16 protein-coding genes are annotated in these 20,880 nt (G+C 69.7%); 4 read left to right on the forward strand and 12 right to left on the reverse strand.

From position 1 onward, the window contains the following. The 4 genes from PHK61_RS15465 to PHK61_RS15480 form a co-directional block, all read right to left on the reverse strand. On the reverse strand, positions 1-897 hold an 897-nt coding region (locus PHK61_RS15465), incomplete at its 3' end, for an alpha/beta fold hydrolase (protein ID WP_274281891.1). Positions 898-2,087: 1,190 nt separating this feature from the next. Continuing rightward, a complete protein-coding gene (locus PHK61_RS15470; protein WP_274281892.1) occupies positions 2,088-2,558 on the reverse strand; it encodes an ester cyclase in 471 nt (156 codons plus the stop codon). A 38-nt stretch (positions 2,559-2,596) separates the two neighbouring features. Next, a complete protein-coding gene (locus tag PHK61_RS15475) occupies positions 2,597-2,953 on the reverse strand; it encodes a nuclear transport factor 2 family protein (protein WP_274281893.1) in 357 nt (118 codons plus the stop codon). Continuing rightward, positions 2,950-3,348, reverse strand: coding sequence for a cupin domain-containing protein (locus PHK61_RS15480; RefSeq protein ID WP_274281894.1), 399 nt, complete (start codon positions 3,346-3,348; stop codon positions 2,950-2,952). Before PHK61_RS15480 ends, PHK61_RS15475 begins: the two co-directional genes overlap by 4 nt. A 49-nt stretch (positions 3,349-3,397) precedes the next feature. Between PHK61_RS15480 and PHK61_RS15485 the strand changes: the two genes are divergently transcribed. Next, positions 3,398-6,469 (forward strand): ATP-binding protein, encoded by a 3,072-nt coding sequence (locus PHK61_RS15485; protein ID WP_274281895.1) that lies wholly within the window; start codon positions 3,398-3,400, stop codon positions 6,467-6,469. 434 nt (positions 6,470-6,903) lie between these two features. Here PHK61_RS15485 and xth read toward each other — a convergent pair whose 3' ends face one another. Next, the gene (xth, locus tag PHK61_RS15490) at positions 6,904-7,683 is read right to left on the reverse strand and encodes an exodeoxyribonuclease III (RefSeq protein ID WP_274281896.1); all 780 of its coding nucleotides are present in this window, start codon (positions 7,681-7,683) and stop codon (positions 6,904-6,906) included. A 288-nt stretch (positions 7,684-7,971) separates the two neighbouring features. On the opposite strand from xth, the gene PHK61_RS15495 reads away from it, so the two are divergent. Then, positions 7,972-8,259, forward strand: coding sequence for a transposase (locus PHK61_RS15495; RefSeq protein ID WP_274281897.1), 288 nt, complete (start codon positions 7,972-7,974; stop codon positions 8,257-8,259). 670 nt (positions 8,260-8,929) lie between these two features. Beyond that, entirely contained in the window at positions 8,930-9,295 is a 366-nt protein-coding gene (locus PHK61_RS32050; RefSeq protein WP_420791395.1) for an integrase core domain-containing protein, read from the forward strand. A gap of 648 nt (positions 9,296-9,943) precedes the next feature. On the opposite strand, the gene PHK61_RS15500 is transcribed toward PHK61_RS32050, so the two are convergent. From PHK61_RS15500 to PHK61_RS15515, 4 genes are all read right to left on the reverse strand, one after another. Further along, positions 9,944-10,186, reverse strand: a complete 243-nt coding sequence (locus tag PHK61_RS15500) for a hypothetical protein (RefSeq protein ID WP_274281898.1) — start codon at positions 10,184-10,186, stop codon at positions 9,944-9,946. 288 nt (positions 10,187-10,474) lie between these two features. Next, a complete protein-coding gene (locus PHK61_RS15505; RefSeq protein ID WP_274281899.1) occupies positions 10,475-11,329 on the reverse strand; it encodes an ATP-binding protein in 855 nt (284 codons plus the stop codon). Next, the gene (gene istA, locus PHK61_RS15510) at positions 11,326-12,915 is read right to left on the reverse strand and encodes an IS21 family transposase (protein ID WP_274281900.1); all 1,590 of its coding nucleotides are present in this window, start codon (positions 12,913-12,915) and stop codon (positions 11,326-11,328) included. Before istA ends, PHK61_RS15505 begins: the two co-directional genes overlap by 4 nt. Positions 12,916-13,478: 563 nt before the next feature. Beyond that, on the reverse strand, positions 13,479-14,456 hold the full coding sequence (locus PHK61_RS15515) for an NAD(P)-dependent alcohol dehydrogenase (RefSeq protein WP_337993967.1): 978 nt from the start codon (positions 14,454-14,456) through the stop codon (positions 13,479-13,481). 982 nt (positions 14,457-15,438) lie between these two features. On the opposite strand from PHK61_RS15515, the gene PHK61_RS15520 reads away from it, so the two are divergent. After that, a complete protein-coding gene (locus PHK61_RS15520) occupies positions 15,439-16,167 on the forward strand; it encodes a DUF4386 domain-containing protein (RefSeq protein ID WP_274281901.1) in 729 nt (242 codons plus the stop codon). Between the two features lie 544 nt (positions 16,168-16,711). Here PHK61_RS15520 and PHK61_RS15525 read toward each other — a convergent pair. From PHK61_RS15525 to PHK61_RS15535, 3 genes are all read right to left on the reverse strand, one after another. Next, entirely contained in the window at positions 16,712-17,662 is a 951-nt protein-coding gene (locus tag PHK61_RS15525; protein WP_274281902.1) for an alpha/beta fold hydrolase, read from the reverse strand. A gap of 146 nt (positions 17,663-17,808) precedes the next feature. After that, on the reverse strand, positions 17,809-18,405 hold the full coding sequence (locus PHK61_RS15530; RefSeq protein WP_274281903.1) for a hypothetical protein: 597 nt from the start codon (positions 18,403-18,405) through the stop codon (positions 17,809-17,811). A gap of 941 nt (positions 18,406-19,346) precedes the next feature. After that, positions 19,347-20,846: an ATP-binding protein gene (locus tag PHK61_RS15535; RefSeq protein WP_274281904.1), complete on the reverse strand. Its 1,500-nt coding sequence runs from the start codon at positions 20,844-20,846 to the stop codon at positions 19,347-19,349. Positions 20,847-20,880 lie beyond the last annotated feature (34 nt).

Raw genomic sequence — 20,880 nt, forward strand, 5'->3', positions numbered from 1 at the left:
ATCTGCGGGAGGAAAGAACATGTCGCGCGAGAAGGCCACCACGTGAGTGCGCGCTTTGATGCGCGCCAGCGCAGCGGGCAGGTCGCCGTTCGTGTGGCGGCTGACATCGCCGTGCCGCCATTTCCAGCCCATCCAGATCAGGTTGTTCGGGTCCATCGGCGCGAAGTAGGCCTCCCAGAAACGGTGGTTGAAGTCGTCGAGGGATGTGAAGCCGAGAGGACGCCACGCCTCAGTGTTGTAGAATTCGGGGCACAGTCCCATCACTGACCACAGCTGCGCGTGTCTGCGCAGGCCGACGTGGACGTCGCTCTGATGCTCGTAGAAGCCGTCGTTCCAGGCGGGGTCCGACTTCAGGGCGTCCTCGTGCGAGCGGACCCAGAGGTAGTCGTGCGGGGTGGTCTTCGCGGTGCCGGCAATGGGCAGCGCGCGCCGCACCATCTCCGGGTACCGCACGGCCCATTCGTAGGTCTGCTCGGCGCCCATGGACCAGCCCAGGACCAACTCGAGCCGCTCGATCCCGTACTGCTCGGTGACGAGGCGGTGCTGAGCCCGGACGTCGTCGCCGATCGTGACGTTCGGGAAGGCGCCGCCGTTGAGCGGCGGGGGCGTGTTGCTCGGTGAGGACGAGAACCCGTTGGCGAATTGACCAGGCAGGATGATGAACCATCGCTCCGGGTCGAGCGGCCGTCCGGGACCGATGAAGATCTCCATAGCCTTTGGGGTACCCGACCACATATGCGGGAACAGCACGGCGTTGTCCCGGGCCTCGTTCAACGTCCCGTGAACCTTGTAGGCGAGCCGGGCGGAGGGCAGCGTGAGGCCGCTCTCGAGCTCATAGTTGCCCAGATCGAAGTACTGGTGGGGTCCGTGGAGCTCTTCCGAGTAGTAATCGGACATCGTTTTCACCTCGATACAGAATCGACTGTGCCGCACGCAGGACACGAAAGGGATCACCCAGGCTGGCGATCCGCGGGACGCGGACGTGAGTTGGGGGATGCGGAGCGAGCGAAGTGCCGCTCTCGAGCGAAGCGGCGATGGTGGGCGCGAGATCGGGGCCGCGACACTCGGCCGTCAGGACCCCGACGGTGCTCTCGTCATGAGGTCTCCCCGTCGACGGCGGTACCCATCACACCTTCGGTGCGAAGCGTGCGCGCCTGCGGACTTTGAGGTCGAGCAGCGTCACACGAACAGCCCAGCTGCAGGCGCACACTGTGAGCCGTGCGCTACTTGTTGCTGCATGGACGACCCTCTGCGACCCATCGAGGTGCCCCGGACTCGCTCGCTGTTGCCCGGACTCGTAGAGACCGCGATGCCGAAGGGAGTGGACTTCCCGCCCGACCGTGGCTGTGACTCCCGTAGGGAGTCGGACGCTCACGAGGTGTTGTGTGGTGGCACGGAAGACGGTCGAGGCCGGGCGAATGCAGAGCCTCCTGCCAGCCCAGTCGCCCGAGATGCGTTGAGCGGGGCCTCGATCAGCAACGTGCTCAAGCCTGGTCCAACCGTCGGCGTCGTCAACACCGGGTCGCCGTCGTTTCGTCTCACGAGACGTGGTTGTGTAGATCGAATCCGAGCTCACCCCGGCGGGCTCCGCGACGCTGGCGCCACGGTTGCACCCGTCGTTCTCGCGCTACCGGTCGCCGGCCGTGGTGCGGTCGTCGCGGTCGGAGTGACCAGGAGAAAAGACCGCTCCTGCGCCTGAGAGTCCGCCTGGAGTGTGCCGGCGACCTGGTGAAGGGTCAGCCGCGCGATAGGGACGGGGCCTGGTGGCTCCACGGGTACTCCGCGGCCGCGGAGCTGACCGACGAGGATCTTTCGACTCTGGACGGTATCGTCGAGCGCTGTGGGGTGACCTTCGACGACTGGGGCACCCACCCCGGGTCTCCGAACCTCGACGGCGGCCCAGGGCAGTCACGCGTGACGGAGATGGCGGTGGGTGCAGGTCCGGCGGATCGAGCTATACGGTCTCGAGGACGCGGCCTCGCGATCGGCGCGACGGAGAAGCCGGTCATCGGCTCGGGAGGAAGACGCACGTTCTGTGCGGGCCGTCCGGCGGCGTGGGGTCCGGTGCAAGCGCCCGCTCGTCGGCCTCACTCGAGAGCGCCCGGAGCCGGGGCACGCGCTCTCGCGGCGGCTTCCCTGATGGCATCGAGCGGTAGATCGGCCTGCTCACACAGTGTCGCAAGATCGAAATAGATGCTCTCCCCGGCCATCAACGCGCCACGCACCGGAGCGACATTGACGAATCGAACGGCGAAGGACCGTCCCGACGGAGGGATTCCGAGCCAATCGCCGTTGCTGGTTCCGCGAAGTGTGCCCCAGGTGACGACAGTGTCGTGCCCGAACGCCAAGGCGTCGTCTTCCGGCGCCAAGTCCGGGAACGCCGTGAAATAGCTCCTGTACGCAGCTCGGGCTCCTGCCTGACCGTCTCGTCGGAGCCCGAGAGCCACGGTATCGAGGTAACAGTCGTCGACGAACGTGGCCATGATCGCGTCGATGTCGCGGGCAGCCTCGGCGTCACGGTGCCTCCGGAAGAGATGCAGCATTGTGTCGTGGTCCATGTCCTTCTCCATCGGCTGTATCTGCGGCGATGTCGGTCTCAACCCTTCACGTAGGCGCGCTTCTCGGAGACCAGGCCGTTTCGAACGGTGAAGACGTCGATGCCCCGCACGTGCCCGTCGCCCCAGGTGTAGCGCCAGAACACGACGACCCGGTCGGCGGCCTCGACCATTTCCTCGGTGTCGAAGACACCATCTGGTGACGCGTGGAACAGCCGCTCCCATGCCGTCCGCACCGGGCCCGAGCCGACGTGGCGAACTCCGTCGGGTGGCGTGGTGTCGTCGAAGACGCAGTCCTCGGTCATCGCGGCCATGACGCCGTCGATGTCGCGGGCGTCGAAAGCGGTCTGGAAGCGGAGTACGGCGTCGGTCGGCTGGTGGCCGGTATCGGCGGTCATGTCCGGGCGTAGTTCGAGGCGCCCCACCAGTCCACGACGACCACTGGGGTGTCGCCGACCACCCAGGCGTCGTGGCCCGACGGCAGTGCGGTGACCTGTCCGGGTGTGGCGTCGAACTCCTCGCCGTCGATCATCCGGATCCGTAACGTGCCGGCGAGGTGGTACTGGAAGTGCGGGGCATCGCAAAGCTCGGTGCCCGCTAGTGGCCGGACGTCGTTCGACCACCGCCAACCCGGTGCGAGGGTGAGCCGGCCGATCTCGGCTCCTCCGATGCGCACGATGTCGACCCGCCCGTGCGGGAACTCGCGCGTCTCGGCGGGTTCGGCGAAGTCCTGCTGCTCGTAGCTGGTGCCCATGACGTCCTCCGTATCGAGCGGGATCGGACGCTCACGCACGCTAGGGACAGCACCTTGCGGTTCCCTGGCGGCGGCCCACACTGGTGCCGTGCCGCAGGTGCACCTCCAGCTCCTCGGGCGCTTCCAGGTGCGCCGCGAGGGCGACGAGGTGCCCCCCACCGCGTTCGGCGGCCGCAAGGTCCGCGCCCTGCTGCGGGTGCTCGCTGTGCGCCGCCCGAATCTCGTGCCTCACGACGTGCTGGTCGAGGCCCTGTGGCCGGACCGGCCGCCTGCCGATCCGGTCGCCAACCTGAACGTTCTGGTCAACCGAGCGCGGCGTGCGGTTGGTGACCCCGCCGTGATCATCACCGGGACGTCCGGGTACGCCCTGGGTTCGGTGTCCTGTGATCTCGACGAGTTCGAGGCCGCCGTTCGGGAGGCGAGGCGCGCGTGCGACGCGGCCGCCGTGCTGCGTGCGGCCACGACGGCCCTGGCGTTGTGGGGCGAGCCGCTCGTCGAGGACACCTACTCGGACTGGGCGCGGGAGTTCCGGGAGCGGCTTCGCCGGGAGCGTCTCGAGGTCTGCGAGCTGGCCGCGGAGGCAGCCCTGGCGGTGGGCGACGCCCGGGCGGCCACAGCGGTGGCGATCGAGGCGGTGACCGCGGAGCCTCTTCGCGAGCAGGCCGTACACCTCCTGGCCAGGGCCTATGACGCTGCTGGCGACCGCGCGGCGGCGTTGGACACCATCGCCCGCTTCCGAGGACGGCTCGCCGACGAGCTCGGGCTGGACCCGTCGTCATCGCTCGACGACCTGCAGGCGGCGCTGCTGCGCGGCGACCCGCACTCGGTGCCCGCCGAGGGTCCGTACACGGCCGCGACATTCGAGGGGCTCCCGTTCACCGGCCGCGACCGGGAGATCGTCGCGCTGCGTCGTGGCGTGGCCGAGCGGGCGGTGCTCGTCGTCCCCGGTTCGGCGGGGTCAGGGAAGTCCCGGCTCGTCGCGGAGGCGCTGCGCGGCTCCGCTGTACCCGTGGTGGCGGTACGAGCGTTCGCCTCGGAGCGCGCGGAGTCCTGGGCGCTCGCTCGGAGCGTGCTCGGTGAGGCCGCGGCGCTCGACCTGACGGTCATCGAGCGCCTTCCGCCCCGGATGCGGGACGTCCTGGGCTGGCTGCTGCCCGAGACCGCGACCGAGACGCCCACGCCTGCCGACGGCGAGAGCCGACGCGCGCTGCTGCTGGCCACGGCGCTGCGGGTCCTCGAGGGGGTCGTCGGCGACGGGACGGCCTTGGTCATCGACGACCTCCAGTGGGCCGACCCCAGCAGCATCACCCTGCTCGCTTCCGCATTGGCTCGCCTGCCCAGTCTCGCGGCCGTACTGACCTACCGGCCCGATGAGCTCGATCCGACCGTCCTCACCGAGATCACCGGCGACCGCGTGGTGACCATGCTCCCGCTCGGCGCCCTGCCTCCCGGGGCGATCGAGGGGTTGGTCGACGACCCGGAACTCGCCCTGGCCCTTCGGACGTCGACCGACGGCACACCGTTCGCCATCGTCGAGGTGCTGCGCGAGCTCACCGTCCGCGGCGTGTTGCACACTCCCGATGCTGCTCGGCTGGCGGCCCTGCTCGGCCGGGAAGGCCAGCGACGCGCCATCGTCCGCCGCGTCAACCGTCTCGGCACCGCCCGCTACGCCCTGCTCGCGCTCGTCGCTCTCCTGAAGCGAGAGGCGCCGGCGCGGACCCTGGCGGCCGCCACCGACAGCGATCCGCTCACGACGCTCTCCGAGCTCTCGGAGGTTGCGCACGTCGGGCTCCTGCGTCTCGGCGAACTCGGCTGGGCACCAGCGCACGACCTCGTGGGCGAAGCCGTCGACGTCGAGCTCGAGCCCGGTGAACGCGCACACCTGCACGGGCAGCTCGCCGCCGCCCTCGAGGCGGAGGGCGCGGACGACGCCGAGATCGCGGCCCACCATCGAGACGCGGGCGATGTCGTCGCCGCGGCCCGCGCCTATGGTCGGGCATCTCGCCAAGCATTGGACCAGCACGCCCTCCGGGAGGCCGGTGAGCTCGCCACGGCCGGGCTGGTGCTGCACCCGAAGCGAGCGGTGCGCGCGGAGCTGCTCGACGTCAGAGCGGAGACACGCGCAGCGCTCGGAGACCTCGACGGCGCTCTGACGGACCTCCACGACGCCCTCGCTGAGAACGCGCCCGGCCGAGCTCACCGGATGGCTCGGCTCGCGATGCACACCTCCGGTGCCCGGGACCTGCGCCGCGCCGGCGAGCTGGTCGAGCTCGCCCTGGTCGAGGCCGGCGACGAGCCTGGCGAACGGGCTGTCGCCCTCGAGACCGCCGCGATCCTGGACATGAACCTCGAGCACACCGACCGAGCGCGCATCCGCGCCGACGAGGCCCTCGAGCTGTATCGGCAGCTCGGAGACGGCAGGGGGGTCGCCCGCATCCTCGACGGCCGCGCGATGGCCACCTTCCTCGACGGACGGGTCCGCGACGGCGTCGCCCTGTTCGCCCGCGTAGCCCAGCTGTTCACCGACTCCGGTGACCTGCTGCGGGTGATCACGCCACGCTCCACGTGCGGCCACGGCCTGGTCTTCGCCGACCGCCCCGCCGAGGGACGCGCCCAGGCCGACGCCGCCCTCCTACTCGCTCGGGAGCTCGGCAGCCCGGAAGGCCAGGCCTACGCGTTGTGGCACCGCTCCGAGGCCTACTCAGCGCTCGGACTGCCCGACGAGGCCGAGGCCGACGCCCTCGAGGCGCTGCGGCTCGCCCGCGATGCCGGGCACCGCGGCTGGACCGCCACCGCCCTCCGGGCCCTGGGCATCGCTCAGCAGACCCGACGCCACCTCGACGCAGCGGCCGTGGCCTTCGCCGAGTCGGCCGCCGTCGCCGGCGACGCACTGAGCCTGTTCGCCTCCTGGGCCGCCGCGCGGTCCGCACTGGTCGCCGTCGCGCAAGGGAGGCTCGACGACGCCGAGGCCAACGTGAGGCTCGCGTTGCGCACCGGACCGAGGCTCGGACAGCACGAGGCCCGCTGGGCACGGATCGAGCTCGCCGCCGCTCGCGGTGACCCCCGCTGCGCCGCGTGGGCGGCCGACACAGCACGGGCGGCGGAAGAATGCGGCGCGACGGCCATGGCCCGCCGAATCGGCGAACTCGCTGCCCTCTGAGAGCGCGGGTCCCCGAGCCCCACTCGTGAGGAAGTGGATATGAGCACCGCCTGCGTCGGCGATGCCACGGGCCTGCGTCGCCTGAGCAAACGGACCGCAGTGGACCCCGTGGGACTCGAACCCACAACCAACGGATCAAAAGATCACCGCACTCCGGCTACTACGCCCTCCACCAGCAACAACAGTGTCGGAGCCAACCACTCCGACCGAACCACGGGCTTGCAGTGGCCGTTACCGCACCACGACCCGCACCACACGGAGATCGTCAAGCTCAGTAGGCCGCCCTTGCCCTCGCCGAGCACAGGGTCCGCACCCGACGCCCCGGCGCGGACATCGGCGAAGGCCTGGCATCGGCGGCCGCCCGGTGGAGCGCGCGCGACCCCGACCAGGGCCGGCCAGTCGACAGGTCCGTTGCAGCGCGCGACGTGGGCGCGTTATAGCGGGTCGGTCAGTTCGATCCAGGTCGGCGCGTGGTCGCTGGTCTTCTCCTTGGCGCGGACGTCGCGGTCGACCCCGGAGGCCACGAGCCGGGCCGCGACGGCCGGGCTGAGCATCAGGTGATCGAGCCGCAGGCCCGCGTCGCGACCGAACGCGTTGCGGAAGTAGTCCCAGAAGGTGTAGATCCGCTCGCCCGGGTGCAGCGTCCGCAGCGCGTCCGTCCAGCCCTGCGCGGCGAGCCGGTGGAACGCGTCGCGCACCTCGGGGCGGAACAGGGCGTCATCGACCCAGCGCTCCGGCTTGTAGACGTCGAGGTCGGTCGGCATCACGTTGTAGTCGCCGGCCAGGACGACCGGAACGCCGCTTGCGAGCAGGCTCGCGGCGTAGCCGATGAACGCCTCGAACCAGGCCAGCTTGTCGTCGAACTTGGGACCGGGAGCCGGGTTGCCGTTGGGCAGGTAGAGGCAGCCGATCAACATGCCGTTCACCGTCGCCTCGATGTAGCGCGACTGCCGCGAATCGGGCTCGCCCGGGAGACCGCGGCGGGTCTCGGTCGGCGACTCGCCGCGAGCCAGGATCGCGACCCCGTTCCAGCTTTTCTGTCCCAGCCAGACAGCCTCGTACCCGGCGTCGCGAATGGCGGCCGCAGGAAACCTCTCCTGCGGCGCCTTCAGCTCTTGAAGGCAGACGACGTCCGGCCCGGCCTCCCCCAGCCACTCCAGCAGGACCGGCAGCCGCCCGTTCACGCCGTTCACGTTGTAGGTCGCGATCTTCATCTCGTAGGTACGCCTCGTCCCACGATCACCACAACCAAGGCCAGCTCGCGCACCGCCACAAGGTCACGCTATACGGCTGACTTCAGGCTCAGCCGGTGGCGGACCGGGTCCTGCCAGCGCCAACGTCGCTGTCGACGTAGAAGCCGGTTATCGGAGCTCACGGAGGTCGACTGGCGCGCTGATCCCCCGCCTCGAGTCCTGGGCAGCGCCCGAAACACTTCCTGACCTTCCCCCGGTTCTGCGGACACCTACCCTGAGGCGACGGTGGTCGCCGGGAAGGATGTCCTCGTGCCTCCTGCGTACCCGCCGGAGTTCCGGCGCCGTGCTGTCGAGCTGTTCCACGAACGCGAGAAGCCTGTCGCCCAGCTCGCTGCCGAGCTCGGCATCTCGGAGTCCTGCCTGCGGCGCTGGGCTGCCCAGGACGAGGTCGACACCGGCCGGGTCGAGGGTGTGAGCCGCGACGAGCGCAGCGAGCTGACCCAGCTGCGGCGCGACAAGCGCCGCCTCGAGGTGGAGAACGAGATCCTGCGCCGGACTGCGGCCTACATCGCGCGGGAGAACGTCCTCCCAAAATGATCTACCCGGTGGTCCGTGAGCTCGCCGCCGACGGTGTTCCCGTCGCGACGGCCTGCCGGGTCCTGCACGTGTCGACCTCGGGCTACTACGCCTGGCGCGACCGCCCCGCCAGCCCGAGGGAGCGATCGAACCTCGAGCTGGTCGAGGTCATCAAGACCATCCATGCCGACTCGCGCGGAACCTACGGCGCACCCTGGGTGCACGCCGAGGTGCGCCTGGGTGCCCGGCGCTCACGGTCAGCCGCAACCGCGTGGAGCGCCTCATGCGCGTCCACGGGATCGTCGGGGTGCACCGCCGGCGCCGCGGTGAAGTCACAAGACGGGACCCGGCCGCCGCGCCGAACGCCGACCTGGTCGAGCGTCGCTTCCGCGCCGAGGCGCCCGATCAGCTGTGGTGCTGCGCCCCTACACTCAGCACCGCACCGGCGAGGGCTGGGTGTACTGCGGCGCCAGGATCTTGGGTAGGTCGTGCTCGACGTGTACTCGCGCCGGGTGGTGGGCTGGTCGATCGCTGACCACCTGCGCACCGAGATCGTCGTCGACGCCCTGGACATGGCCTGCTGGCGCCGCAAACCGCAGGCCAGAACACGATCGTCCATGCCGATCACGGCAGTCAGTACACCTCGTGGGCCTTCGGGCAACGGCTTCGCACCGCCGGGTTGCTGGGCTCGATGGGCAGCATCGGGGATTGCCTCGATAACGCCCTGACCGAGAGCTTCTTCTCCAGCCTGCAAGTCGAGCTACACGACCGCCGCAGCGGGGCCACTTGTCAGCAGCTCGCGAATGCGATCTTCGAGTGGATCGAGGCCTGGTACAACCCGCGCCGCCGGCACCCCGCACTGGGCTACCGCAGCCCGGTCGAGTACGAGAACCTCCAACCGGTCGCTACCGCAGCGGCCTCATCCCCCAACCGCACCCGTCCGCGGAACTGGGGGAAGGTCACACGGAGGTGGGGGCCGTTTGGAGGGAACGACCCGCTCCACAGGGGCCGGGACCGGGTCGTGCGCCCACGACACTATGTTGTATCTGGTACCTGAACACGCTCTCTCCGACCCAGGACTGGTCCCTGCTACCGCGGCGCAGATAGCCGTCGAACGGCTGGTCCTCGTCTCCGTCCGGGTCAACGAGTCCGTATCACCGCTGGCTGTACTTGCCTGGTCGTGGGGCCAGGTTCGGTGCTGCGGCGAGGTCTTCCTCGAGCTGCTCGAGTTCGTCGCGGCGACCAGCCCTGGGCGACGTCCTACAGGCTTAGCCGCGGCCTTCCCGACGGAACTGGCACCGCGTCCCCGCAGCAGTGCGTGTCCACTAGCGTGCTCTTTCGCGCGGCTCAGGTCAGCGTCTCATCTCGCCTTGAACGCCGGCCAGCATCACCGTCCCGGGTGAGTTCGTTGGGTCGCCCGCGAGCGGATTAGAGGCATCCGTATGAACTTCACCCCCGCGGGGAACGCGAACCGCTCGGGACCCGAACTAGCAGGTGAGCGGCCCGACCTCGGGGGGGAGGAGGCCGGGTCGCTCATTATCGACCCTACGTCGTACTCGGGTCCTCGATCCCGTTGACGCGCATCTTCTCGACGATCTACTGGTGGGCGGGTGGTGCCGGCGGCCATGGCTGCCGACGTCCACAATGCCGCCGCCGCCCACGACCTGGGCACTCGAAGATTCCGGGCTACAGCCCGGACCTCCGCTCACATATGGGCGAGCAACCGCTCGTGCCACGCGCTCACCAGCTCGATGCCGGCCGAGGTACGCGGTGGGCGGCGCGGGGCCCAGGACCATTCGGTCAGGCTGGGCAGCGGCGGGCCGTTGACCGCTCGCGAGATCGTCCGGCAGCCCTGCGAGCAGTACCGGTCCTCGCTCTCGGCGCTGCGGCGCTCGTGACAGATGCACCGGGCGCATTGTTGGTGCTCGGGAACCATGACGAACCCCACCAGGGTCGATCGTCGGTGGCGGCCCGCCGAGCCGGAACAGGCCGGCTCACCATCGAGAATGAAGCAGCATAGTGCAACTATTGTTTGTGGTGTCTGCGTTGAACGTGTGAGTGACTGAGCCGAACTGACCCCATTCGGCCTGTCATCATCACTGAATATCAATCTCGCACGCGGTGGCCGTTCCCTGTCGCCTGCCAGCGAGAAGGGACCGCGTCTCTGCCACGAGCTAAGGACCACCTCGGTGGTCGCGGGCCGTGGTGTGGAGCGTGGCGGTGGTGGCGCCGGTGGTCAACTCGCGGTGTCGGAGTCGTCGGCGGCGGAGCCGGGGACGGGCTTCTGACGTTGGCGGTAGCTCTGGCCTTCGACGACGAGTTCGTAGGCCGCGGATTGCAGCCGGTCGATCGCGGACTGGGCCAGTAACGGGTCGGCCATCATGGTCACGATCTCGCCCGGGTCGCGGTTGGACGTGGTGATCATCGAGGCGCTGCGGTGACGCTCGACGACGAGCTCGTAGAAGTCGCTGGTCTCGGTCGGTCCGAGAGGGTGCAGGGCGAGGTCGTCGAGGATGAGCAGATCGACGCGCTGCAGGCGGCGCATCTCCTCGTCGTAGGTCTGATCGAGGCGGGCGGCCCGCAGACGCTTGAACATCTTGTCGGCGCGTTCGAAGTGCACCGAATGCTTGCGGCGGACCGCGGCGTGCCCGAGCGCGGTCGCCAGGAACGTCTTGCCGACCCCGACCGGTCCCATGACCAGCGCGTTGTGGGCATCAGCGAGGAAACGCAGCGAACACAGCTCCGACCACAGCGCGCGGTCGAACGCGACGGTGGTGGTGTCGTCCCAGGCCTCGAGCATCATCGCGGGGTCGAGCCCGGCCTTCTGGGCGCGCAGGTGCGCGGCTTGACGGTCGCGGCGGGATACCTCGTCGGCGAGCAGCATCTCCAGGAAGTCGTGGTGGGCGAGCTGCCCGCTGCGGGCCAGCGCCAGCCGCTCCGGGAGGGTGTCGAGCAGCCGGCCGAGCTTGAGCCGGCGCATCAGGTTCTTGAGCTCTGCGGAGGGCTCGATGCGCCCCGGGCCCGCGGCCGTCGTCGCCGTGCCGGCGGGTCTGGTGGTCTTGCGGGCGGGCTGCTTGCCAGCTGCAGTCATGAGGGCCGCCGGGTGCTGAACTCGCCGGGATCGCGGACGAACCGTCCCGCGGCCGCAACCACTGCGGCATCGGTGGTCGCGTCGGTGCTGGTGATCTGATCATCGGGCGGTGCCGGCTCGGCGCGAGCCATTGTGTCGATGCCGGCCAGGCCGCGGGTGAGCATGCGTTCGATGAGCCCGACGTTGATGACTTCGACCTCGAGGGCGCGGGCGCAGGCGGTGTCGGTCTCGGCGGCGCCGTGACGGCGAGCCAGCCCGAGCAGCCGATAGACCTGACGCATCTTGGTCCAGGGCAGCGGGTGCTCCAAGATCGCAGTGGCGTAGGCGCCGACGTGCTCGCCGTAGCCCGCGGCGCGGCGGGCCAGCCCGTCGAGATCGCGCAGTGCGTAGGCGCTGACCTCGTCGGGCAGGTCGGCCGGGTCGGTCCAGCGCCCGCCGGGTTCCTGACGGGGGTGGACCTTGAGCAGCTGCCCGCGGTGATAGAGCTTGACCGTGGCCGCGTCCGCCCGCGCGGTGATCCGGGTGCCGATCAGCTCGCCGGGCACCGAGTAGAGCGCCCGGGACACTTCGACATGTCGATCCCGGGCCACCTTGGGTGTGCTGAACACCGGGATCATGAACGGCGCCTGCGGCGCCGGGGCCAGCAGCGGCGCTTCCTGGGCGGCGAACACCTCGGCAGGCCGCGTGCGGGTGCTGCCGTGGATGCGCATCCCCGCGACGTGGGCGCACCACGCCTCGGCGCGGGCGCGACAGTCCGCGAGATCGACGAAGTCCTCCCCGGCGAAGAAGTTCCCCCGCACGTACTGCACCGTGCGCTCGACGCGGGGCTTGTCCTGCGGATGACGCACCCGGGCGGGGTCGATCACGAACCCGCGAGCCTGGGCGTACTCCCGGAACGCGTCGTTGAACCGCGGCTCGAGCGGGTCGGCCCGATCCACGACCGGTTTGAGGTTGTCCGGGATGACCACCGCGAACACCCCGCCGAAGAACGCCCACGCCGCGTCGAACCCGGCGATCACCGCCTCCAGGGTCTGGCGGTGGGTCGGGAACACGAACACATGCCGGGAGTAGACCGCGGTGAAGATCAGCCCGTGGGTGACCCGGCGGGTCCCGCGGACCGGGTCGGGCACCAGCCCGAGCCGACCGAAGTCGACCTGCAGCTCCACGCCGGGATCGCCGTCGGCGATCGGCACCGTCGCACGACGTCGTCCGAACCCGAGCTCGGTGACCGCGAACCGGTGCAGGGTGCGATACGGCACCACGACGCCGCGGCGCTCGAGCAGCACATGGGCCTTGGTCAGCGTCAGGCCCTGCTCGATCCAGGTGTTGATCTGCTCGCGGTGCGCGGCGATGGTCTCCCAGGAGGTGCCGTAGCCCCGGGGCCGGTCCGGGCGCACGGCGGCGATCACCGTGCTCAACAGCTCGTCGCCGAGCTGGCCGGGCCCGTCGTCGCGATCCACGCCGGCGGCCTGGGCGGCCTCGATGTAGCGGCGCACGGTCTTGCGGTCCGCCGCGGCCAGTCGGGTCACATCCCGCAGCGAGCGACCGTCCAGCCACAACCGAAGGATCTCTTTCACCTCGACCACGGACACCTCCCGGTAGGACACGCAGCGACCACAACGGCCGCGCGACCTACCGGACGGGAGCCACGCCGGGTGGTCCCATCACTGGCAAACAAGTGGTCCCATGCCCGTGGCAGAACGAGGGCTCACCCGGTCCCATGCTCGTGGCAGGCGACATTCCCTGGGGATGAGCGGCCTGTTGGCGACCGGATGCACTGTCCATGGCGTCAAGTAGGTCTCGTCTTCCTGTCGCCGGGGCGCCGAAGCCGAGCCCGATCCACCTCTGTCCATGACGAGCGGCCGGTAGCCGAACGCCGGCGGAGCGCGACGCCTCGAGGTAGGCCCACCCCCCGGGGGGCTCGTGGGACCGTTTGCTCGGCCGGGCGCACGGTGAGCGAGCCGCCGGAGATCTGCCAGTGGTCCTCTTCGGCGAGCGCGATCGCGGCATCCTGCTCACCCTGGGCCCGAACCTGTTGTTCCACGTTCAGACGGACCCCTGCTGTCGGTCCGTGGGAAGGAGCCCCGAACGACGTCGGGCATGTGTCCATGATCGGGAAGAAGGCAACTTGCCGAGGTCAGAGTCGAACTCAGACAGTGATCACGACCTTGCCCATGACGCGGCCGGCCGCGAGGCGCTCGACCGCTTCGGGGGCGTCGCCCAACGCGAAAGAACGGTCCATGGCCGAGGCGACGGCCCCGTCGTCAACGAACGCCGCGAGACGATCAAGGCCGGAGAAGTGCTCCTTGTTGGTGACCATGACCAGCCGCTGGGAGACGAAGGGGTTGAGCAGCGTGGCGTGCAGCTGGCGCCCCATGCCGGGGCTCCACTTGGCGCCGTTCTCTCCGCCGACGATCGCCAGGGTGCCGGTGGGTGCGAGGGCGCGGCGCAGCCTGTTGATCGGCGTGACGCCGCCGATGTCGAGAATCACGTCGAAGCGGCGCGAGCCATCGGTGATGTCCTCCTGCGTGTAGTCGATGACCTCCGTGGCTCCGAGGTCACGCACGAGCGCCAATTTGGGCGTGCTGGCGACCCCGGTGACGGTCGCCCCGGCCGCGACGGCGAGCTGGACCGCGTAGGTGCCGACACCGCCGGAGGCCCCGAGGACCAGGACAGACTGTCCGTCCGTCACGCCGGAGGCGTCGAGCGCGCGCAGCGCCGTGAGTCCGGAGATGGGCATGGCAGCTGCGTGCTCGAAGCTCAGCCTCTTGGGCTTGTGGGCGAGCTTGTCCTCCCGCGCGACGGCGTACTCGGCGAACGAGCCGCGAGCGATGCCGAACACCTCGTCGCCCACGCCGAAGCGGGTGACGTTCGGACCGACGGCGACGACATCTCCGGCGACGTCCTGGCCGAGAACCGGGTTCTTCGGCCTGCGCACGCCGAAGCCGAGCAACCGCACGAGGTAGGGCTCACCGGTCATCAGGTGCACGTCCCCGCGACTGACCCCGGCCGCGTGCACCCGGACCAGCACCTCACCGTCCCCTGCAGTCGGCTGGTCGATCTCGCGCAGCTCGAGGACCTCGGCCGACCCATAGGTGTCCTGCACGATGGCCTTCATGGTGGTCATGTCGCTCTCCTGACCGAGGCGGGGCCGCCCTCGTCCGGTGTGGTGAGGAGCCACCACGACCAGTGATTGCACGGCCGTTCGGATGCCTCCAGGAGGGCCAGACGACCGGATTTGCACCGTCAGGAACTGTCCGTGCGATCGGGTCGGTCAGGGACCTTCGACCCTGACGGTCTACGAGCTCCCGACGGTTGATGGCGCAGTCGAGGCAGCCGCCTGGATCACGGGCCACACCGTCCAGTTCGCGGGCGCTCTGCTCGTGATAGCCGGGATGCTTTCGCTCTACCGGCTGCTGCACGTCCCCCTGGTTTCTCCTCAACCGGGTCGGCCCTCGGGACCCCTCCGCGAGCGGCCGCGCGGTCAGCATCCCGCCGCCGGCGATCTGCCAGTGGCCTCAGCGAGCGCAGTTGGGCGTCTTGCTCGCCCTGGGGTTGAGTCCGTTCCTCCCCGCTCATGTCCGGCACGCTGCCCGAAGCAGTTCGACGTCGGTCACACCTCATCGCGGGTGGCTGGTCTCCACGTCGACCAGGTCCTCCTGGAGCGCCCCAGGGCGTTCCACGCCCTCGCGGTGGCCGGCGGGGAGACCAGCCGTGCCCCTCCCCGGAGGTCGCCTGGAGTGAGGGGGTGGCGAGCGCCCCGCTGTCTTCTCCTTCCTCACGGCGACGAGCGAAAAGAGGGCGACCAGCTCGAAAAGTCTAGACCGCCTCAATCACGGCATGTATCGCATCATTTCCTGACGGTGAGAAGTCTGTGCGGTGGGCCACCGCGCCATGACGCTCCGCGAGTTTCGGTGTGGCTTCGCGCCGTCCTTCGGCCAGACGGTGGCTAGGCACGGTGTCCGATGAGCGGGACCTTGAACCAGGTATGTCGCGTTGACGCACGATCGTCGTGGTCGGTCACTGCCCATCGCGGTCTCGACGGCCAGAAGGGCGTTCCCAGGTCACCTCCCGTGCGAACACGGAGTGCAGCGCCGGGAAGGGCGATCATGACCACCACTGCCCCCAGGGAGACCACCGAACAACCGCCGAGGAATGCGCGCAGGCTCGCCAGTCTGACGGGCTGGTTGATGGTGATCACTTTTGTCACATCGATACCGGCGTACTTCTTCTTCTACGCACCTCTGCGGGAGGCTCCCGAGTCCATCTCGGGGTCGGGCATCGATCCCACGGCCAGTATTGCGCTGGGCGCTCTCCTCGAGCTCATCCTGATCGTCGCCAACATCGGCACAGCTGTCGTGCCGTACGCGATCTTCCGGCGGTACAGCGAAGGCCTCGCGCTGGGCTACGTCGCTGCTCGCCTGGTCGAGGCCGTCTTCATCGCCATCGGCATCGTCAGCGCGCTGACGTTCATCTTCATGCGACAGGAAGGCGCTGCAGTTGCCGACCCTGGTCTGGGACTGGTCTTCGCGGCGATCTATGATCGCGCCTTCCTGATCGGCCCGGGAATCTTCGCGGGCGTCGCGAACGGCATGATCCTCGGCCTGCTCATGTACCGGTCAGGACTCGTACCGCGAGGACTGGCCGTGGTGGGACTGGTCGGAGGTCCGCTGCTCGTCCTGTCGAGTGTGGCCGTCATGTTCGACGTGATCGATCGTGGCGGCACCGTGCAGGGCCTGGCGACCATCCCCGAGTTCATCTGGGAGCTGTCGTTCGGCGTGTACCTCATCGTCAGGGGCTTCAAGGCTCCACCAACGCCGGTCGCGGACAACCGCTGACCGAGCCACTTCGCCCTTCCTGCGGTGACCCTCGACGTCTTCGGCCGTCCCCGCGGCGCTCGTCGCAAGGAGCACGACGCGAGACACAGAGACGTGGACCTGGAAGCGGAGGCGCACCGTGAGTGCCACTGACTTCGAGAGCCACCTGGTCGTGCGGTCCTCTCGCCGCCTTTCACGACGGGCGAGCTCGACGACCAGCCTGACGCGGTCCGCCGGTTGTTCCATTAGACGATCGCCGAGGGAAGCCCGGCCGCAAGACAGTTCAGCTGACGATGCAGGGCCATCTCAAGGTCGGGGGGCAGGCAAGGCACCCGGGCAAGTCAAGAGACATGAAGTTAGAGGGATGCTGTTCGTGCATCAGCTCGTGAATCGAGACCATCATCGGCCTGAGCCCTGATTGACGGTTCGCTCCGGCTGGCGTGGTGAAGATGTCGATGGCGCTCGCGGGGCGGGTAGGCGCCAGCGACCGGGGGAGCACGTCGACCACCGCCACGACGCATTGCGTATTCCTTCGGGCTGCGGTGGGAACTTCTGGTACGTCGTTCTATTGCGCGCAGCACGAGGTGAGGCTGTACCAGGTGCCGGGGTCGCGGGCTCCGGTCACCACTTGCCGTATCGCCTCCACCACCAGAGCGGGATCGTCTTGGTAGATGTCGTGGCCGCTGCGGGCGGCGATGCTGTGTCGAGCGGCCGGGGTGAGCGTGGCGAGGTCGTCCTGCAACGTCCGCCAGCTCCGTTCCAGCTCCGCGACCGGGAATCCCGGGATGGGGACCTCGACCGCCTGGCCCCGGGTGAGCACGGCCAACGGGATCGGCCGCAGCGGCACCGCCGTCCGGGTCTGGGCCAGCAGGGCGTCGCTGCGGTCGGCGTCGACCAGCTCGAAGTCGGGATACTGCTCTCGCAGGGAGGAAGGCCCACCCTGCACCTCGGCGAGCTGTTCGGGGGTCAACAGGCGCCGCAGCTCTGAGTTGTACCGCTCGTGGGCGGCGTCGACGAGGACCATCCCGACGACGTCTTCGGGATGGGCAGCGGCGTAGAGGCGGGCGTAGAGGCCGCCCAGTGAGTGGGCCGCGAGCACGTAGGGGCCGGGGACACGGGCAGCGTGTAGCAGGGCATACAGGTCGGCGACCGTGTCCTCGGCCGAGCGAGGCTGAGGCACCGGGTCGCTGCGGCTGCGTTCGGCCGGGTCGTCGACCGACTCACCGACGGTACCGGGCCGGTCGTAGGCACAGACCCGGGTGAACCCGGAAGCTCCCGGGAGGACCGCCGGTGACGGCACACCAGGGGACAGCGCGCTCCATGCGCTGCCGCGATTCCCGTAGCCGGCGATCAGGACGACGGTCGGGCCGCCCGTGCCGCGGCACTCGAGGTACATCCTCCTGCCGCCGACATCGACGAGGCCAGCGAATTCATCGCTCCCAGGACGTGGTGCGCTCGACGCCGCCGAGCTGCACGCCGTTGCCATGAGCAGTACACAGATCACCGCGGCGACCAACGCTCGGATGAACGACCTTCTCAACTCCGCGCTCCGCTGTCCGCTGTCCGCTGTCCTCAATATCCGCGCCGAGCCGTCGTGGCTCTTCGGTGAGCCCGCAAAGCACTGCCGGAACCGGCGCGCCGCTGTCAGGTGACCGATGGCGCCTAATACAACCAGGGCTCCCGCAGGTCGATGAATTCGATGTTCGCCATCATCTCGGAGAATTCATTCATCTCCGCTGCGAGCTCGGCGGGGGGCTCGTTGGTCTCGTTGGCCCGCGCGTCGGCCTCACTGGTGAAGTACGCCGCCTCGACGTACGTGTCCGCGCCTGTCCAGATCCGGATTCCGCCGATGAGGTCGGGCCGGAACGCGGCGGCATGCTCGGCGAGCCTTGAGTCCAGGTGCCGCAGCCGCTCGCGGTCCGGTGCGGTGCCCTTCATGAGCTGGACGAATCCCGCGGCGTCGGAGCCACCGGCCAGGAAGGTGTCGACCTCCTTCGAGTCGGCGAACGTGACCTCCCCGTCGAAGCACTTCTCGGCCTCGGCCCACCAACGGCCCTGCTCCGGTCGTTCGCTGTTGGCCTTCGCAGCCACGGCGGATTCGAAACGCGCCAGGGCGTAGCCCCGGTCGTCGTCGGCGATCCCAACGGTCGTTCCGAGGTACCCGGCAGCTCCTGGCCGAAGCTCGGTCATCCACCGGTCCATCTGGCGGCGCAAGCCCTCGCGATCACCCACCCGGCCTTCGATCACCTGGACGAACATCCCGCGCACCTCCTCGACCGCTTGCGCCACCCAGCATGCTCGCGTGATCTTGTGCAGGGAATAACGATCACGGTCGGGACCTGGACGCTCACCACGAGTGAGTGGGGATGGGTGATGGACGGAGCACGCCAGAACGATTCCGGCAGCCTGGCCGCCATGACAGCGACCCGGGCTGACGGAACGATGTGCCTATGCCCGGTCAGCTGGACGCGCTTGGCGAGCTTGTCCAGGGCAGGCATCGGAGGGCCCGCGGACCTCTACCAGCAAGCAGACAGCGGCAACGCCAGAAGTCACGCCGAGGTGCCATTCACCGCTTCCAGATCGATCGCGCCGTGGAGTCGATCATCGAACAAGTCGGCCGTCCCGCAGCCTGCCCTCTGTGATGAAGGCTCTCCGCCAAGTGGGCCGACCGTCCCATCGGCCCCGTTGCGGATCCACGGGCGACGGCCGGCCGCGGCGTCGGTCATGCCGTCACGCCGTCATGCCGTCATGCGGTCGCGGCGCGTGACCGCGGGGGTCATCGGGCGCCGCTGCTGGCGTGGGCAGCCCACCGGGGGGTGCGTGCGGCACCCCAGAGGTCCTCCACTGCGGTCGGATCGGCTGCAACTCGTGTACTCAATCTCTAGGGGCCGTCCTCCGTGGTCATGGACGACCTGCGAGCTCATCGGTGCAGCCTCCCGGCAGACCATCGTGCGAAGTGGGCCCCGAACCCGCAACCTACGGGGTAGGGAGCGGGGCTCTGCGGCGGTTGCGGTAGTTGTTGCTGCTCACCATGACCTACGCGACGGCGATTCTGCTTGTGCTGCCCTCAGTCGCGTCTCACTCGCTGTCAGATTCCGCAGTCACTTCAGTCGATCATGCTGCGAGGCCGTCCGTGTGACTGGGTCGTCACAGACTTAGCCCTATCGCAGCGTGCTGTCGTTGCGGCGCAGGGCCCGGAGTCAGTGCGGGATCGCGCTGCGCGCGGCGCGGATGGCACGGCGGGCGTGTGCGACGGTCTCGGTCGGGGTGAGGCGGGCACCGCGGCGCAGCGCCTCGTCGGTCGCTGTTGCGCCTCGCCGTGCCCGGAGGCGCTCGACAGCCGACTCGATCGGGGATGCGTAGGGCCCGAAGCTCGGGTACCGGTCCTGCACGGTCAGGAGCGCGCCTGCCAGCACCATCGCGTCGTCGGCGGCGTTGAGCCGTTCGAGGAGCACGACGAGGAATCGCAACAGCCAGAGCTCGACGAGTTCGTTGCCGACCTGCTCCTGCTGCGCGAACAACTGGTCGAACCGGTCGAGCGTCGCCGCCGGGGCACCGCTACGGCAGGCCAGGGCCACCGAAGACGCTCGGGCGAGGGTCTCGAACAGGCGGCAGTCGGCCTCGCCGGCGTGTGCGATGGCGGTGGCGTACGCGGCGAGTGCGCGCTCGACGTCGGTGTCAGTGAACGCCTCGCCGACAATGTAGTGCGACCAGGACAGCAGGCTCGGGCTCGGAGCGCGCGAGCTCCGGGCGAGGATGTCGTCCAGGAATTCCCGCGCTTCGGCGGCGCGACCGGCGTAGACCAGGGTCTGGGCCACCGAGACCTCGTCGGCGAGGGCGCGGCCCTCCTCCCCCGCCGCCCGGTGCAGCTCGCCGCCGGCGCGGAAGTACGCGAGCGCGTCGTCGACGCGACCCTGGAACATGGCGATGTTGCCGCGCTGGGTCAGCCCGCGAGCGCCCGCGGGCGGGTCCGGCTCGGCGGCGGCGACCCCGGCCGCCGCATGCTCGTCGGCCTCGGCCAGCCGCCCGCCCGCCCACGCCGCCGCGCTGGCCGCGGCCAAGGCGCGCGGTCGGCACGGGTGGGCCACGTCCCACTCGGCGACGCGCCGCCCCCACGCCAGCAGGTCAAGACGCTGGCGGCCGTACGCGTAGTCGTAGTCGTCCCCGGCGAGCCCGACGGCGAGGGCTCGGTCGTGCTCAACGGCGTGGTCCCAGGCAACCTGCAGGTCGGCGAGCAGCCGGCTCGTGGCCGCGACGGCCGACGGTTCGGCAGGGGTCCACATCGCGCGGGCGAGCTCGGCGAGTCGCGCGGCCGTGTCGTGAGCGTGCCGCCCGCGGATGACCCGCTCCTCCCCCGCGGCGGCGAGCTGTTCCTGCGCATAGGTTCGCAGTGTCTCGAGGAGCCAGAACCGCCCGTCGCCGGCCTGGACCAGGGACTGCTCGACCAGGCGGACGACACCGGCGACGGCGGCCGAGGACGGCGGCACGTCCACGCAGACGGCCTCGACCTGCTCGAGGGAGAACGCACCCGGGAACACCGCCAGCCGGCGGAACAGCCGCGCGTCCTCGGCGGTGAGCTGCTCGTGGGACCAGTCCACGACGGCGCGCAGCGTGCGGTGGCGGGCGGCCCCGGTTCGGCGCCCACCGGCGAGGAGGTCGAGCCGCTCGCGCAGCCGTCCGGCGAGGCCGTCCAGTCCCAAGGTCCGGGCGCGGGCCGCGCCCAGCTCGATCGCG

The organism is Actinomycetospora lutea (genome assembly GCF_028737205.1).
GTDB classification, from domain to species: Bacteria; Actinomycetota; Actinomycetes; order Mycobacteriales; family Pseudonocardiaceae; genus Actinomycetospora; species Actinomycetospora lutea.